The organism is Streptomyces sp. Inha503 (assembly GCF_047215865.1).
GTDB lineage: Bacteria > Actinomycetota > Actinomycetes > Streptomycetales > Streptomycetaceae > Streptomyces > Streptomyces lycopersici.
Window position 1 is genome coordinate 518,775 of record NZ_CP178360.1, and the last position, 14,715, is coordinate 533,489.

Annotated in this window: 18 protein-coding genes; 8 read left to right on the forward strand and 10 right to left on the reverse strand. The window is 65.5% G+C overall.

The genetic code is table 11. From position 1 onward, the window contains the following. Positions 1-82: 82 nt before the first annotated feature. The 4 genes from ACJX2R_RS02335 to ACJX2R_RS02350 all read left to right on the forward strand — a co-directional run bounded on the left by ACJX2R_RS02335 (position 83) and on the right by ACJX2R_RS02350 (position 3,586). The gene (locus ACJX2R_RS02335; RefSeq protein ID WP_413098497.1) at positions 83-265 is read left to right on the forward strand and encodes a hypothetical protein; all 183 of its coding nucleotides are present in this window, start codon (positions 83-85) and stop codon (positions 263-265) included. Beyond that, positions 258-758: a flavin reductase family protein gene (locus ACJX2R_RS02340; protein WP_164437305.1), complete on the forward strand. Its 501-nt coding sequence runs from the start codon at positions 258-260 to the stop codon at positions 756-758. The genes ACJX2R_RS02335 and ACJX2R_RS02340 overlap by 8 nt, the downstream gene beginning before the upstream one ends. 222 nt (positions 759-980) lie before the next feature. Then, entirely contained in the window at positions 981-1,346 is a 366-nt protein-coding gene (locus tag ACJX2R_RS02345) for a VOC family protein (RefSeq protein ID WP_413098498.1), read from the forward strand. Positions 1,347-1,927: 581 nt separating this feature from the next. Further along, positions 1,928-3,586 (forward strand): sodium:solute symporter family transporter, encoded by a 1,659-nt coding sequence (locus ACJX2R_RS02350; protein WP_413098499.1) that lies wholly within the window; start codon positions 1,928-1,930, stop codon positions 3,584-3,586. 95 nt (positions 3,587-3,681) lie between these two features. Here ACJX2R_RS02350 and ACJX2R_RS02355 read toward each other — a convergent pair whose 3' ends face one another. The 5 genes from ACJX2R_RS02355 to ACJX2R_RS02375 form a co-directional block, all read right to left on the reverse strand. Then, positions 3,682-4,980, reverse strand: a complete 1,299-nt coding sequence (locus tag ACJX2R_RS02355) for an MFS transporter (protein ID WP_413098500.1) — start codon at positions 4,978-4,980, stop codon at positions 3,682-3,684. Positions 4,981-5,663: 683 nt separating this feature from the next. Next, positions 5,664-6,029, reverse strand: coding sequence for a hypothetical protein (locus tag ACJX2R_RS02360; protein ID WP_413098501.1), 366 nt, complete (start codon positions 6,027-6,029; stop codon positions 5,664-5,666). Positions 6,030-6,197: 168 nt separating this feature from the next. Next, the gene (locus tag ACJX2R_RS02365; protein WP_413098502.1) at positions 6,198-6,407 is read right to left on the reverse strand and encodes a hypothetical protein; all 210 of its coding nucleotides are present in this window, start codon (positions 6,405-6,407) and stop codon (positions 6,198-6,200) included. 600 nt (positions 6,408-7,007) lie between these two features. After that, positions 7,008-7,556: a TetR/AcrR family transcriptional regulator gene (locus tag ACJX2R_RS02370; RefSeq protein ID WP_413098503.1), complete on the reverse strand. Its 549-nt coding sequence runs from the start codon at positions 7,554-7,556 to the stop codon at positions 7,008-7,010. A 68-nt stretch (positions 7,557-7,624) separates the two neighbouring features. Beyond that, the gene (locus ACJX2R_RS02375; RefSeq protein ID WP_413098504.1) at positions 7,625-8,392 is read right to left on the reverse strand and encodes a creatininase family protein; all 768 of its coding nucleotides are present in this window, start codon (positions 8,390-8,392) and stop codon (positions 7,625-7,627) included. Positions 8,393-8,829: 437 nt separating this feature from the next. On the opposite strand from ACJX2R_RS02375, the gene ACJX2R_RS02380 reads away from it, so the two are divergent. The 4 genes from ACJX2R_RS02380 to ACJX2R_RS02395 all read left to right on the forward strand — a co-directional run bounded on the left by ACJX2R_RS02380 (position 8,830) and on the right by ACJX2R_RS02395 (position 12,554). After that, positions 8,830-9,513 carry an LLM class flavin-dependent oxidoreductase gene (locus ACJX2R_RS02380; protein WP_413098505.1) on the forward strand — a complete coding sequence of 228 codons (684 nt, stop codon included), beginning with the start codon at positions 8,830-8,832 and terminating at the stop codon, positions 9,511-9,513. A gap of 145 nt (positions 9,514-9,658) precedes the next feature. Further along, positions 9,659-10,477 carry an enoyl-CoA hydratase/isomerase family protein gene (locus tag ACJX2R_RS02385; RefSeq protein ID WP_413098506.1) on the forward strand — a complete coding sequence of 273 codons (819 nt, stop codon included), beginning with the start codon at positions 9,659-9,661 and terminating at the stop codon, positions 10,475-10,477. 12 nt (positions 10,478-10,489) lie between these two features. After that, positions 10,490-11,269, forward strand: a complete 780-nt coding sequence (locus tag ACJX2R_RS02390) for an enoyl-CoA hydratase/isomerase family protein (protein ID WP_413098507.1) — start codon at positions 10,490-10,492, stop codon at positions 11,267-11,269. Further along, positions 11,262-12,554, forward strand: a complete 1,293-nt coding sequence (locus tag ACJX2R_RS02395) for a LysR substrate-binding domain-containing protein (protein WP_413098508.1) — start codon at positions 11,262-11,264, stop codon at positions 12,552-12,554. The genes ACJX2R_RS02390 and ACJX2R_RS02395 overlap by 8 nt, the downstream gene beginning before the upstream one ends. Positions 12,555-12,735: 181 nt before the next feature. Here ACJX2R_RS02395 and ACJX2R_RS02400 read toward each other — a convergent pair whose 3' ends face one another. The 5 genes from ACJX2R_RS02400 to ACJX2R_RS02420 all read right to left on the reverse strand — a co-directional run bounded on the left by ACJX2R_RS02400 (position 12,736) and on the right by ACJX2R_RS02420 (position 14,715). Beyond that, complete coding sequence (locus ACJX2R_RS02400; RefSeq protein WP_413098509.1) at positions 12,736-13,173, reverse strand: VOC family protein; 438 nt, start codon at positions 13,171-13,173, stop codon at positions 12,736-12,738. A 302-nt stretch (positions 13,174-13,475) separates the two neighbouring features. Further along, positions 13,476-13,679 (reverse strand): hypothetical protein, encoded by a 204-nt coding sequence (locus ACJX2R_RS02405; RefSeq protein WP_413098510.1) that lies wholly within the window; start codon positions 13,677-13,679, stop codon positions 13,476-13,478. A 23-nt stretch (positions 13,680-13,702) separates the two neighbouring features. Then, positions 13,703-14,074 (reverse strand): YybH family protein, encoded by a 372-nt coding sequence (locus tag ACJX2R_RS02410; protein WP_413098511.1) that lies wholly within the window; start codon positions 14,072-14,074, stop codon positions 13,703-13,705. Beyond that, on the reverse strand, positions 14,052-14,393 hold the full coding sequence (locus ACJX2R_RS02415) for a muconolactone Delta-isomerase family protein (protein WP_413098512.1): 342 nt from the start codon (positions 14,391-14,393) through the stop codon (positions 14,052-14,054). Before ACJX2R_RS02415 ends, ACJX2R_RS02410 begins: the two co-directional genes overlap by 23 nt. Before the next feature lie 139 nt (positions 14,394-14,532). Then, positions 14,533-14,715 (reverse strand): VOC family protein, encoded by a 183-nt coding sequence (locus ACJX2R_RS02420; RefSeq protein WP_413098513.1) that lies wholly within the window; start codon positions 14,713-14,715, stop codon positions 14,533-14,535.

Below are 14,715 nucleotides of genomic sequence, written 5' to 3' on the forward strand. Positions count from 1 at the left end.
CTGCCTCCCCAGTCGGGCCTTGACCCCGCCCAGGTCAGGATCATATGTTATTCATCAATAACATTCGAAGGAGGGGCCGGTAATGAACGTCATCGTCATGGCTGAGGGGGACACCCCGACCAGGCTCGCGCGTGAGCACCGCTACCGGGAACTGGTCGATGAGGTGCTGCTCGCAGAAAAGCAGCCCAGCGCCGCCCTCACCAACGCGCGCCCCGTCTACCACGACCCTGCCGTCCGAGCTGTCCGCGAGGTGTGGAATGGCTGATCAAGTCCAGGGGCTGGACGCGGCTGCCTTCCGTTCGGCGTTGGCCCGCTTCCCTGCCGGCGTGACGATCGTGACGACCCGAAGTGCCGGGGGCACGCCGCATGGGTTCACCGCGAGTTCCTTCGCGGCGCTGTCGCTTGATCCACCACTTGTTCTGGTTTGCCTGGACCAAGGAGCGGACTGCTTCCCAGCATTTATAGCGGCTGAGCAGTTCGTCGTGAACATCGTGACGCCCGCGCATGCAAAGTTGGCCATGAGGTTCGCCACGAAGGGCGAGGACAAGTTCGCACACGGGAGCTTCGAGTCCGACGAGGGCGGACACCCGATACTGCCCGACGCCGCAGCGGTCATCCGCTGCGAGCTGGAGCAAGCCGTACCCGGCGGCGATCACGTCATTCTCATCGGTCGCGTGCACGACGCGCGCATAGGTAGCGGCAAGCCGGTGATGTGGTACCGCGGTGATTTCCTCCACCTCGGGCAGAGTGTTAAATGAATGACATCGGCCCCGGCTCATCAGCTCTGGTGGATCTGCGGAGAGGCCGTGCCATGGATCTGATGAATTCTGAACCGACCCGGACGAAGGCCCTTCGCGCCTACGCCGCCATGGCCACCAGCGTCGACACCGGCGCCGTCCGCCAGATCGCGCCAGTGGTTCATCGATACGCGGCGCGCGGTGTAGCGGGACCCTCCGCTTGGGCCGTTCCAAGGCCGTCCGGTGAGTGATCCCGTGGAGATCGACCTCGTGAAGATCGGGAACGTGCTGCACCCGGTGGCCGACATCGGCGCCGCCGTGCGCTTCTACACCGACACCTTCGGCCTGGCCACGAAGTTCGTCGACGGCGACCGCTACGCCGCCCTCGACGCCGGCAGCACCACGTTGGCCCTGACCAGCCCGGCCGAGGACGTCACCGGTGGGGTGCCAGCGGCGTCGTTCAAGGTCCCCGACGTGGCCTCGGCGCTCACCGCCCTCGTACAAGGCGGCGGATCCGTAGTCCGGGAGCCCGAGCAGGGCCCGCACGAGGTCCGGGCCGTGGCCCGGGACCCGTGGGGCAACACCGTAGTGATCTACGGGCCGCGGTAGCGGTCAGTCCGGTAGCGGGGCGGCCTCCGCCATGCCCCGGACCGAGACGTCGTCGGATGCCCTTGATATTCCCGTTCGTGTCCCTCCCCGGCCGTCGGCAAGATCCTCGACCTTTTGCGCGCCGGAACAAGCCGCGCGTCCGAGGCACCAATACTCGTCGGCCGAGTCACCCGCCCTCGAAGCCCGGAAGGTTTCCGTGCACCCCGTCTTCTCCTCGCCCGCACCGGATCACCCGCCGACACCGGACCCATCGCTCGATGCCCTCCGACTGCAACACGGTGAAAGTCTCCGCGGAACCACGCGTCGTGCCCAGCGTGCATTCGTCGCCGCCAACGCTGTCCCTCTTGTCGTCGGCCTCGCGCTGTCCTTGCTGACCGCCGTTCCCGCGGTTCATGTGTACGGGCACATCACTCTCGGCCTCGTCTGGGGCATCCTGCAATGCGGCCTCTTCGTCGCCACCGTATGCGTGTACGAGACGCGATGCACAGCCTGTGATCCCGTCGAGCGGCCCCGGACCTCCGGCATACCCCAGGCCGAGACGCCGGGTGCGTCCCCCGTCGATGATCCCTGGCGGTGAGGCGGTGACCGTACACATCTTGAGCGCAGGTGTACTCGACCCGATCGGTTCAGACGCCAGAGGCCCCGTGATCGTCGCCTTCCTGGTGTTCATCGGGCTGTCTCTCCTGTGGCTTTTCACGCTTGCCTCGGGTCAGGAACACGAGCCGGAAAGGCTCTACATCGCGGATCGGTCACTCTCTCCGGTCTTCAACGGGTTCGCCATGGCGGGCGAGCAGATCACGGTCGTCACTCTGTTGGTGACGTCCGGGTTCATCGCTCTGTACGGCTACGACGGGTTCAGCATCGCCATCGACCTCATGCTCGCCCTCGGTGTACTGCTGCTCCTTGCTCAAAAAATACGCGACAGCGGACTTTACACTCTCGGTGACCTCTTTTCCCTGCGTGCTGCGGGGCGCGCGTCGCGGACTGCCGCGGCTCTGGTGACACTTGCGATCACCATTCCTCTTCTCATGGTCCAACTGCGGGCTACCGGCATCAGCGTGGCCCTCCTGATCGGCCGGTCGAACCATGGAACCCAAGTGGTCTGCACGGTGCTGATGGGGCTTCTCGTCGGCTTCTTCGCCGTCGTGGCAGATCTGCGAGGCACCAGTTTCATGCAGGTCGTCAAGGTGGTCGTCACCCTGATCACGCTTTCGCTGATCACGCTGCTGGCCCTCAGCAGATTCGAGTGGAACCCCGGGTATCTGCTCTCCACGGCGGCAGAGAAGAGCATGTCGCCGAACGGATATCTGAGCCCTGGACTCTGGCCGCGCACCGCGAACCTCGGATCACTCAACGCGATCGGCGAACACATCGTCCTTATCATCGGTACGGCCGTGCTGCCGAACCTGATTCTGCGTGTGAGTGCCTCCCCCACCGGGCGCTCGGCACGCCGATCCATGAGCATTGCCTCGGGACTGGGTGCTGCCTTTGTCGTCCTCCTGAGCGCGGCGGGCTTCGCGGCCGCGGCCGTGGTGGGAGGCGACGCCATCCGAGCGGTTGACGACGTTGGGCAGGGGTCCCCGATTCTGCTGGCTTCGGAAGTACTCCCGCACGGCTCAGTGGCGCGCGTTGCGCTCATCACGGCCATGGCGTCCGTGGCCTTCCTCGCCGCGCTCACGACCGTGTCAAGTGTGGCCTTCGCTGGCGCTGTCACCTTCGCGCGTGATGTGTTCGCTCAGGGCAAGGACCCGCGTACCCGAACCGGAGAAGCGCGAGTACTGCGTCTGGTCCTCGCCGTCCTGGTCGCCGTGAGCCTGTCGCTGTCCACAGCCATCAGCCGGTACCCGGTCGAGTCCCTGGTCATCTTCGCTCTCTGCGTTGCGGCGTCGGGTGCATTCCCGGCGCTGATCTACACTTTCTTCTGGCCCAAGTTCAATCGCCGGGGGCTTCTCTGGTCCGTCTACGGGGGATTGCTGCTGTCCATCGTGCTCACGGTCTCCTCGCCCGCCGTCACCGGTACCAAGAACTCACTATGGCCGGAGTTGAGCTTCAACTGGTATCCGTACTACAACGCGGGCATGGTGTCCGTGCCAGCGGCACTCTTCCTCGGGTGGATCGGCAGCCTCACCTCACCAGCGAGTTCTCAACCGGTTGTCGGTGCAGTGAGTACGACGGGAAAGGAAGTCGGACGGAGGAGTACAGCCCGCCCGCGGACAGCGCGTGGTCGGCATGCAGGCTGATTCGCCGCGGTTGTGGTATCCGCAGGCTCGACGATCTCCTGCACCCGGGCGGCTTCCGCACAGCGTTGCAGGAGATCGTGGACCTGGGTGTCCGCTCAGGCGGGTAGCGGCTTCGACGCGGTCTTCGGTAGTCGCGCGACGGTGATCACTCCGATGAGTGCTACGGCGAGGATCCAGTAGACGGGGCTGGTTCTGCTTCCGGTACCGGCCACGAGGGCAGCGGCGACGAGTGGCGTGATGCCGCCGATGATCACGCCCAAGTTGTAGCCGATCGCGATGCCTGAGTAGCGCACGCTTGCCGGAAACAGCTCCGTGGCCAACGGCCACGTAGGCACCTGCGCCCACCCGGTGAAGAACATGAAGACCAGATAGACGGCTCCGACGGCCCAGAGGTTGGTTGCTGCGATGAGGAGTGCGAAGACCGGCCAAGCGATGACGGCGAAGATGATGTAGGACGCAAGCAGGATGGGCTTGCGGTCGTAGCGATCCGTCAACTTGCCCGCCCACGGGTAGGTGAAGGTGGCCAGGGCGATGCACAACGCTGATGTCCAGGCGACGCCTGTGGCGGAGAATCCTTCCTCCTGTAGGAAGATGGCGAAGTAGGCAACGCCGAAGTAGCCGGTGCCGTTGAATGCGATTGCCAGGCCCGCCACACGGGCAACCGACAGCGGGTGGCTACGCAGAGCGGCCAGCATCGGGCTGCGCACGATCGCGGCCTTCTCCTTCAGCTCTTGGAATTGAGGCGACTCCTCGACCCGCAGCCGAGCCCGCAGACACACCACAGTGAGGACCAGCGAAAGGAGGAACGGAATCCGCCAGCCCCACGTTGCCATCTGGTCGGCCGGAACCAGCAGCCGGACCAGCCCTACGACGCCGGCGGCCACGGCGAACCCGAGAGTAGACCCCATGGAAACCGTCGATCCGTAGAAGCCCCGCTTGCCGGGCGGCGCCAACTCGGCGATGTAGGTGGCAGCGCCACCGATCTCACCACCGGCAGCGAACCCTTGGACGAGTCGCACAACGATGATTGCGATCGTCCCGGCGACTCCAATCTGTCCGTAGGTGGGCAGCAGGCCCATCACGCCGCACGCCGCGCCCATCATCACGATCGTCGCGACGAGGGCTGTCCGGCGGCCGCGGCGGTCGCCGAGGCGACTGAAGAACCAGCCACCGAGCGGACGGATGAGGTAGGACGACGCGAACACCGCGAGCGCGGACAGGGTTGAGACCGTCGGATTGTCGCTGGGGAAGAACAACGGTCCGATGGTGAGGGTCAGAAACCCATAGACACTGAAGTCGTAGTACTCGATCAGTGTCCCCACGCCGCCCGCCAGCGATGCACGCCGGGCGGACCTCAAGCTGATCGCCTTTTCGGAATGTTGTGCCGTCGTCATTGACTCTCCTTGTCACACCAGGATGGGAGATGCGCCGTTCGGCCGCCCTCGCCGCGCGAGGTCGACGCCGTCACGTTGCTCGGCGCGATCAGGGGGGGTGGGTCCTGACTGGACCCTTCCGTCGGGTCAGGCTCCGAGACACTGTGGCGAGGTCGACAGTCGCCGGTGCCCGGTGCTGCCTCAGGGGGCTGAAGCCCCAATCTCTCTGGATTCGAGCGGCGCAGCCGTCAGCGCTACCTCGTCGGTGACTGCTGATTCGACGACTGCGGGATGGCCACCGGATGATGGGGCGCATTGATGGAGCGCCGCCGATCGCATGCCAAACCTCGTGGGTCAGCAGGAACTGCGTACGCACACACTCGATGCACTTCGCATGTGCTGACTCTGACCCGTCGTACACAGACGCGCAATGCACTGATACGACTGGAATAATTCAAATTCCACAAGTATGGATGCAGAAGAGACATGATCTGGGAGTGGCGCGCAAGAATGGAATTAAGTCAGCATTGTCGAACCACTCAAGCCGCAGACGCGGTCCGGGTAACCGAACCGCTCGGGCCAGGGCAGAAGCCGGAGTTGATCTGAGTCTCCCCATTGCTGTATGCGCGTCAGCAGATGTCGGAGCCACGGCCGACTCATTAAAGTTCTTCGCTAATGCGACCGCGGTCGTAGGTGGTTCGCGATCACTGTGTCGTCGTTTTGCCGCCGCTGGTGATGATCACGTCCTTCTTTCGGCCGATGAGGCGGATCTCACCGTGCGCGGTACGCTCAATCAGGTCGCCGGTACGGAACCAGCCGTCCCGCAGAACGGCATCTGTCTCTTTGGGGTTGCGCCAGTATTCGCGAAACAGCAGTGGTGCGCGGACCAGCGTTTCACCATCATGTGCGACCTCGACCTGGAAGCGTGGGTCCGAGAATTTTCGACCAATATTTCCCGGGCGAGGAAACGTCTGGTCGAAATGAGCAACGGATCCGCCATAGCGCGATGACGTTCTCGGGCGTCGCGGCAGAGGCGGTGAAAGCGACGCGAAGGCGGTCCAATCCGACACTTGCCCGCAACGGCAGGAAGACACGGTGAAGCACTGCGGTGTATGCGATCCGCAGCAATACCGAGGGATGACCACTGGACCAACGGCGCACGGCCATTCGGCGACCGACCCACATCGCGCCTTTGTAGGCGTACCGGCGCACCCGGGGCCAAGCCTGCGTTCGTGCGATCAGCTCGTGAAGATCAGCAGCAGCGCCGGCACCACGTGGGCCAGCGGCAGGAAGCCGACGATGTCGTGCTCACGGCTGTCGAGCTCCGGAGGCAGCGCCGACGGGGCGGTGTCCATGCCGACGACGAGCCGCAGCTTGGGTGTGCGGGCTGCGATCTCCGCCACCTTGTTGAGCTCCGTGGTTGTCTCGCCCAGGCTCGGAGCGCGCACGATCAAGCAACAGCTGCGGATGCGTCCGGATCGGTTCAAAATTCATCAGACCCATCACACGGCCTCTCCGCAGATCCACCAGAGCTGACGAGCCGGGCCCGATGAGTTTCATGTAACACCCTGCCCGAGGTTGAGGAAATCATCGCGGCACCACATCACCGGCTCGCAGCGGATGACCCTGCGTCGTCGAAGGGGAGCGGGCCAATACGGTGCTCATAGCGAGCCCGACCGGGGCGCCGGTCAGTCTGAAGTAATGAAGGAGGGAGGCAGTGGCGTGTAGTGTTCGATACAGCGCACCGGATCCTTCGGCATCCGGCCGAGTCTGCCCAGGGCCGGGCGGTCGTGGACATCGCCTCACCCAAGACACTGCGCGAGTGTTGGCCTGGGGAGATGCTGTTCGCGGTCCTGGACAGCTTCTCCCTGCATCGGCACGCCGAGGTCCACGCTGGACCGCCGCCAACGACGTGGAGCCGACGCTCGCCGCCAGCGGTGCCCCGACATCCGGATCATCCCGAAGCGCCGGGTCACCTCCCGGTCGCCAGCCCCGGCCTGGATCAGGTCAGCGGCTACGAGCCGCGCCCTTGAAGACCCCCACTCTTGTCAGATCGCGTCCGCGGGGATGAGCAGCGCGTTGATCGCGGCGGTGCGGATGGTCGTCGCGACGATGTCGGGATCGAGGCCGCTGTTGAACTGGGGTACCGCGTTGATCATCGAGAAGACGGCGTGTGTGAGAACGCGGGTCTGCGCGTCTGACAGGTCGGGCCGCAGCCGGGTGACCAGTCCGCTCCACTCTTCGGCGTAGAGGCGCATCATGCGTCGCATGCGATGGCGTTCGTCCTCGGGGACGTTGTGTTCGTTCTTCAGGAACACCAGTGTGGACGGAACGTTCTGGAGACTGCGTTTGACGTGGTAATCGATCATCTCCTCGAGTGCCTTGCGTGGATCCGTCACCTCGGCTGCCGTCTTGCGGGCATGAGCCAGTAGCTCGTCGAGCGGATCCTCGAGCACGGCGATCAGCAACGCCTGCTTGCTCGGGAAGTGCCGGTAGAGCGCGGGGCCGGTCACACCGGCGCGCGCGCCGATCATCTCAGTGGTGACCGCATCGAAGGCACGCTCGTTGAACAACTCTCCGGCGACCTTGATCAGCACCTGCCGACGGGTGGCGCGGGGAGACGCGGTACGGGGGGTAGGTGAGCTCGACACACGTAGAGTCTAGTCTAGGTGAGCGGCCGATAACGGGCCATTGCGTGTTCCGCGAGCAGGTCGGCCCCTGCGGTCAGACAGGCGAAGCCCAGCTCAGACGACATGCCGCGCGGATCACCGAGCACCCCGCTGGGTGCGACTGCCTTGACACCGTCAGTGAATACGCTGGCCAGCGACGCGTCATCCATGGACCCGGTGAAACCTGTGGCGGCACGATCGTTCCTCACGGCGTCCGGCCGCACGGCTAGCATGATCGAACTTTCGGCGACGTCGGCATGGCCTCCGACGTGGTCGGCGAGACCGGCGACGCGTTGAGCAGCATCGCGCCATGCGCGGAGGACCGCTGCCGAGTCTGCGAAGGCGATGACATCCAGGTCGGAGGGAAGCCGCGCGGCGAGCTTCGGCTCGATGTCGCTGAGCACCGGGTAGTTGCCGATATGCGCCGAGAAGATCAGCACCCGACGGAAGCCGTGCACGGCAAGGCTCGCACAGCAGTCGGCGCAGATCGCGTCGAGCGTCTCGGCCTGCAACGAGAGCGTTCCGGCGAAGCCGAGGTGGTGCGACGAGCAGCCGATCCGCACCGTCGGTAGCACGAGCGCGTCGCCAAGCCGCTCGGCGACAAGAACAGCCAGTCGATCGGCGTGATCACTGTCGACCGACATCGGCAGGTGCGCACCGTGCTGCTCCGTGGCGCCCAGCGGCAAGACCGCCGTACGCATACCGCTCGCGATGGCACTCGCGATGTCAGGTGAGGTCAAACGCTCAATCCGCAACTCGCTCACGTGTGGTCACTCCTGCGCCTGCTCGGCCAGTACCTCGCGGATGCGTCACTACTCGACGGATGGGGAGCGGCTCGCAGTCGAGACCCGCCTACGTTAGTCACAACTAACGCCTTCACTCTCTCTCATGGCCTTGACCTGGGTTGGGCCACGCCTTACGTTATCGCTGAATAACATTCGCCGGAAGGGTCGGTATGGACTTCATCCTCATGTCTGGGGGGACACCCCGGTCGGGCTCACCCATGAGCACCGCTACCGGGAACTGGTCGAGGAGGTACTGCTCGCAGAGCGCGTCGGCTTCGACGCCTTCGGCAGTTCCGAGCAGCACGTCGCCCTCGGGACGGCCTCGGTCTCCGCACCGGAAGTGCTCTATCCGTACCTGATGGCTCTCACCAGCCGGATCCGCTTCATCCACCTCGTGACGCTGCTGCCCGACACGGATGAACCACGCACTGCGCGTGGCCGAGCGCGTCGCGACCGAGGACGTCCTCTCCAACGGCCGCGTCGAACTCGGCACCGGACGCGGCAACACCACCCTCGCCCTGCGCGCCTTCGAAGTCGACCCATCCGAGAACAAGTCCCAGTGGCGAGAAGGCGTCGAACCCATCCGCCGCACCTTCCTCGACGACCCCTTCTCCTACGTGGGCGAGCACTACAAGATCCCGCCCCGCAGCCTGGTCCCCAAGCCCCTCCAAACCCCCCACCCACCCATCTCAGCCGCCGCCGGCAGCCCCAGCTCCGTCGAAACCGCGGCCACCATGGGCATCGGCGCCATCATGGGCGGCCTCTACCTCGGATTCGACCTCGTCGAAAACATGGTGAAGCTCTACGACAAGACACTCGCCGCCACCGACCACCCCCACCCGATCACACCACGCAAGATGGTCGCCATCTCAGGCGGAATGCACTGCGCCGAGACAACAGCACAAGCCCGCACCGAGGCCAAACCCCTCTTCGAGATGGCCAAACTCTCCACCGACGCCTACGAACGGCTGTCCAAACTCTCACAGGACTACGCCTACATGGGCGCCGTCAAAAACATCGACTTCAACGACGAGGAGTACATGTTCGCCTCCCCCACCACCAGCTACTGCGCTCGATCGAACTCTTCGGCAAATACGTGATCCCCCACTTCAAAAACCCCCGCAACATCATCCGCCCGGCCGACCACGTACTCGCCGACATCCGAGCCGCACGCCCCGCCCACCAACAAGCACTCCACCAGTTCCACTCCCAGCACAACCCCACACACCACAAGGAGACCGGCCGATGACCAACCTCTACAACCACGGCACCGGCGACATCCTCACCGAACGCCACGACAACGGCACCCTCCTGATCACGATCAATCGACCCGACCGGTACAACGCGCTCACTATGCCGATGTTCGAGGAGATGAACCAGATCTGGGCCGACGTCGAGCGCGACGAACAGACCCGGGTCGTCGTCATCACCGGGGCCGGCAACGCCTTCTGTACCGGGATGGACGTCGCTCAGCCCGATCCCACGCCCGAGGAAGCGCTCGCGATGCTGGAGACCGAACGCAAGCGGGTTGCGACGGTGCTGCGCATCGAGAAGCCGATCATCTCTGCGATCAACGGCCCCGCGGTCGGCTACGGGCTGTCGACCGCGCTTCTCGCCGACATCAGCATCGCCGCGGACGACGCGGTGCTGATGGAAGGCCACACCAAGGTCGGCGTGACCGCCGGCGACCACGCCGCACTCATCTGGCCGTTGCTTGTCGGCATGGCCAAGACCAAGTACTACGTGCTCACCTCCGAGAAGCTGACGGGCACCGAGGCCGAGCGGATCGGGCTCGTGAGCCTGTCCGTTCCCCGCGAGCAGGTGCTGCCGCGCGCGCTCGAGGTCGCATCCCAGCTGGCCCGCGGTTCCCAGCAGGCGCTCCGTTTCACCAAGCGTGCGCTCAACGCCTGGCTCACCAACGCGGTGCCTCAGCACGAGCTGTCCTCGGCACTCGAGATCCTCGACTTCGCCGGTGCCGACTACGCCGAAGCACGCCAGGCTTTCCGGGAGAAGCGCCCCGTGGACTTCCCCTCCGCTCGCGCCGCTGGCGGACCGGCGAACTAAGGGAAGGCGAGCATGAGCATTGCCTCGCACAACACAGCGCCCAGCGCTGTGCACGCGTCCGACGAAGTGGACGGCGTGGTCGTACTCACTCTGAATCACCCGCCGGCGAACGCGCTCAGCAATTCGCTCGTCAACGAGCTGTCAAAGACGCTGGAAACCCTTGCCAGCGGCCCCGGCACCCCCGCGGTGGTCCTGACGGGAGCTGGTGAGCGCTTCTTCTGCGCGGGTGGCGACATCAAGGAAGCTATCGACTTCGACGCCGATTCGATGGTCGAGCGGATGGCGTCGTTTCACGCGCTGCTCCGCGCACTGGAGGACTTTGCCCGGCCGCTGGTGTGTGCGGTCAACGGCTGGTGCGTCGGTGGTGGCATCGAAATGGCACTGTTCGCTGACATGGTGTACGCGTCAACAGAGGCGCGTTTCGTCTTCCCCGAGATCAGCCACGGGATGCTGCCGGCCGTGAAGGGGATCACTCGAGTGCGCGGGGTCCTGGGTGACCGCGCCGCCCGGCGCCTCCTGCTGGGCGGAGAGCCCGTCGACGCGTTCGATGCGGAGAGGATGGGCATCGTCGACCAGGTGGTCGAGCAGGACGACCTGCTCGCGATCGCGATGGCGGACGCGCGGGCGGCAGCGGCGAAACCACCTGCCGTGTTCGCGGCGCTGAAACGGGCCCTTCACTCGGGGACTTCCAGTTGGCCGGTCGAAGAGCAACTCCGCGTCACGGTTGCCGACGCGCGCATGGTCTTCAACGACCCTGCCGCCCGAGCTGCCCGCGAGGGATATCATGCTTGATCAATTTCAAGGACTGAACCCGGCCGCTTTCCGCTCGGCGTTGGCCCGCTTCCCTTCAGGCGTGACGATCCTGACGACGCGAAGCGCGTCAGGCACGCTGCACGGGTTCACCGCGAGTTCCTTCGCGGCGCTGTCGCTCGATCCGCCGCTCGTCCTGGTGTGCCTGGACCGAGGAGCGAACTGCTCTCCCGTCTTCATGGCGGCTGAGGGGTTCATCGTCAACATCGTGACACCTGCACACGCCGAGTTGGCGATCAAGTTCGCGACAAAAGCACCCGAGTATGCGGCAAGAGGTGGAGCCATGTCGGTCCCTGACCTGACGTTGCAGCAGCTTCGCGCAGTCCGGACACTCGCCGAATCCGGCAGTTTCACGAAAGCAGCCGCAGCAGAGCACATCTCTCAGTCAGTCCTCAGCAGGAGGATCAAGGAAATCGAGCGTCTCCTGCGGGTGCGGTTGTTCGACCGCACCACTCGACAGCTCGACCTCACGGCCGCGGGGCATGCCTTTCTCCTCATGACGGGCGCCGTCCTCGACGACATGGACATGCGACTGAGCCGCTTCATGTCGTACGTGGCGGCCCAGTCCGGAACCATCGCCGTAGCGGCGCTTCCGTCGCTCGCGGCGGCTGTACTGCCGGGCGTGATACGCGGCTTCATGCTGGATCACCCCGAGGTGGAGTTCGAGATCATCGACGGGGCCGCGAATGAAGTTGTCGAACGCCTCGAAGGTGGGACCGTCGAACTCGGCTTGACCGCCCACGGTGACCTGCCAGACGGCTTCTGCTTCACACCACTGCTGCGGGAACGGTTCTACGGCATCGCGCACCACAGCCATCCTTGGTCGGCGCGGAATTCCATCTCGTGGGCGGACTTCAATGGTGAGACCGTGGTCGCAACGCGGCCCGGAACCAGCATCCGAGCGATCACCGACGCTGCGTTCAGCAAGCACTCGATCTCGGTGAGCCACCATTTCAATGCCTGTAGCGCGGCGACGATCCGCGGGCTGCTACGGGCCGGCGTGGGCGTGGCAGCTCTGCCGGCCTTGGAGTTGCAGGGTTTCGGTCTGGATGATCTGGTCGCGGTACCCGTGGATTCGCCGGGAGCGACCAGGGTCACCGGCGTGATGTACCGCGGCTCTCAGGACCTCTCGCCCGTCGCGGCTCGTTTTTTGGATTTCATGCACGCGGCCGAGATCGATCCCCCGCGAGGAGTCTCCCGCGTTCGCGAGGGCCACACCGGCGAACCAGACACATTGAGCCACGCGCGGGTGCAGCTCGCAGAATGAGGTCGCGATCGTCTGGGCCGGGTGGTGCTGCCGGGTGGCCTTCGCCAGGCCGCCGGTCTTGCCGTATCGGCCCAGCCACTGCTGGCCCACGTTCGCAGTCTCGGTCCCGTGAAGGGTGTCAGACGCGTTCAGCAGCACGTCGATTGATCGGTCCGGAAATTGATCGGCCGCTGAGCCGGGCTCACTCGGGGAGCTGGTCGTCCTGCGAGTCGTGCAAGGAGGGGGCGTAGGAGATCCCGACGATCAAACCGTCCGTCGTGAGAAGTCTGGTCACCGTCTGGCCCCACGGTTCGGTGCGGGCCTGGTGCACCAGGTCGAAGCCCGCGCGCTGAAGCTCGGCACCGGCGGCTGTGACGGCTTCCGCGTTCGCCACCTCGAACTCGATCGATGCCTGAGGGACCACCCGGTCGGCGGGCCACTGGGCCGTGCCGAAGCATGCCTCGGCTGCCTGCGAGAGCGGCCACAGGCCGAAATGCTTGCTGCCGGGGACGGACCCGCTGGAGTAGTAACCGTTGCCTTGCCCCTCCAGGGGGAGGCCAAGAGCCTCGATGAACAGCTTGCGGCTCAGCGGCGGGTCGGCGACGACCGCCGCCACGCTCGTGATGAAGAGAACGTCCATGCCGGTGTTGGCACTCCCTGCTGCGACTGGACTGCGGGGGCCGGCGATTCGGCCTCGTCGGCACCGCTTTCAGCGACCGGCTCCCGCTCAACCTATGCGCCTGCTCTCCAAAGGGCCGAGACATCCGCGCCAACAGCAGCATTGAGTCACCCGATCGGGCCGACTCACATGCGCACTGCCGATCACGACCGCACCGTCATGCCACCGGTTCCCGGATGGCCAACCGGGCGCGTTCTGGCGGCAGCGTGACCGGCCCAGATCGGCATGGAACGCGACCTGCCGCCCAGGAGCCTCCGCAAGGGTCAATACGGCAAGGTCGGCGGCCTCGATGAGATGGCCGCAGCCTCTTCCGCACGGGTCTTGCCAGACCGCTTCCTGTCCTGGGTCAGACAGGTGGCGGCGATCACGTGGAGCTCGCCGCGCAGTGCGTAGGCGTCCGGACTCGTCAGGCGGGCCTGGAGCGCGTTGGCGGCGGCGGTGGCCTGTGCCAGAGCCTCGGCAGTCACGTGAACCGGATGAAAATGCTCAATCAGCTCAGCTTCGACACCTGATAGTGGGCGATGTGCCACTGGCCGGCGACGCGCCTGAGGACCACGCTGAGGGTGACCCTGAGGGTCGGCCGGTCGGTGAACGAGAAGTCGACGCCCAGGTAGCCGAGCAGGAGATCCTCGGCCAGCTGCCGTGTCTCCAGTACCCAGTAGTCCGCCGTCAAGCCGAGAGGCTGGGAATCGTAGTACTCGGCGACCCCCTGACGGCCGACCGTGTAGGGATGAAGCCCCTGAAAGATGGCGTCCTCGGTGAAATACGAGGCGACTCGCCGCGGTTCATGTGCATCGACTGCGGACTTCCACCGGTCCATGACGCCACGCAGGATCGCCTCATGCGCTGCTGTGCTGTTCATCAGTTTTCTCCTCTGAGCCGCATGGGCGCCACCCGACGCCCGGGTCGTTGGGGTGTGGCTGTACGGCGGTGACGGCCGCGGTCATCCAGGGCCACAGGGGCAGGGTGCCGAGGACCTTCGTACGCAGATCCGCCTCGTCGTCAGCGCGCCACACTCCGATGCTGCGGAGTTCGCCCACCGGGCGCCACAGCCGCACAAGATGGCCCGCGGAAGCGAGTTCCTTCGCCCGGACAGCCTCGTCGGCGCGGCGCCGACTGACCTCGGCGGGGTCGATGCCCTCGGGCACCGTCGTGGTGAGCTCGACCAGAAACTCCTTCATGGTCACTACCTCTCTCGGTCGGCGCGCCGGCGCCATGCGTCGTGGCCCGGCGGTCGGCGGTGCTGATGCGGACTGTCGGCCGCCGGGCGGCGCGGACAGGCTGCGACAGCCGCGCGCCCCGTGATTGGGCACGGCCTGGTCACCGCCCCGGCTTGGTGGCCCACAACTCCCAGGCGATACCGTCCGGGTCGGCCACGGAGATGAACTCCGCGTAGCCGGCGTCCCGCACCGGCGAACGGGGTACCCCGAGGTCGTCCAGGCGCCGGGCCCAGCCGTCCAGGGCGGCCCGGTCGGAAACGGTGAGTGAGAAGTGGTCGAGCAC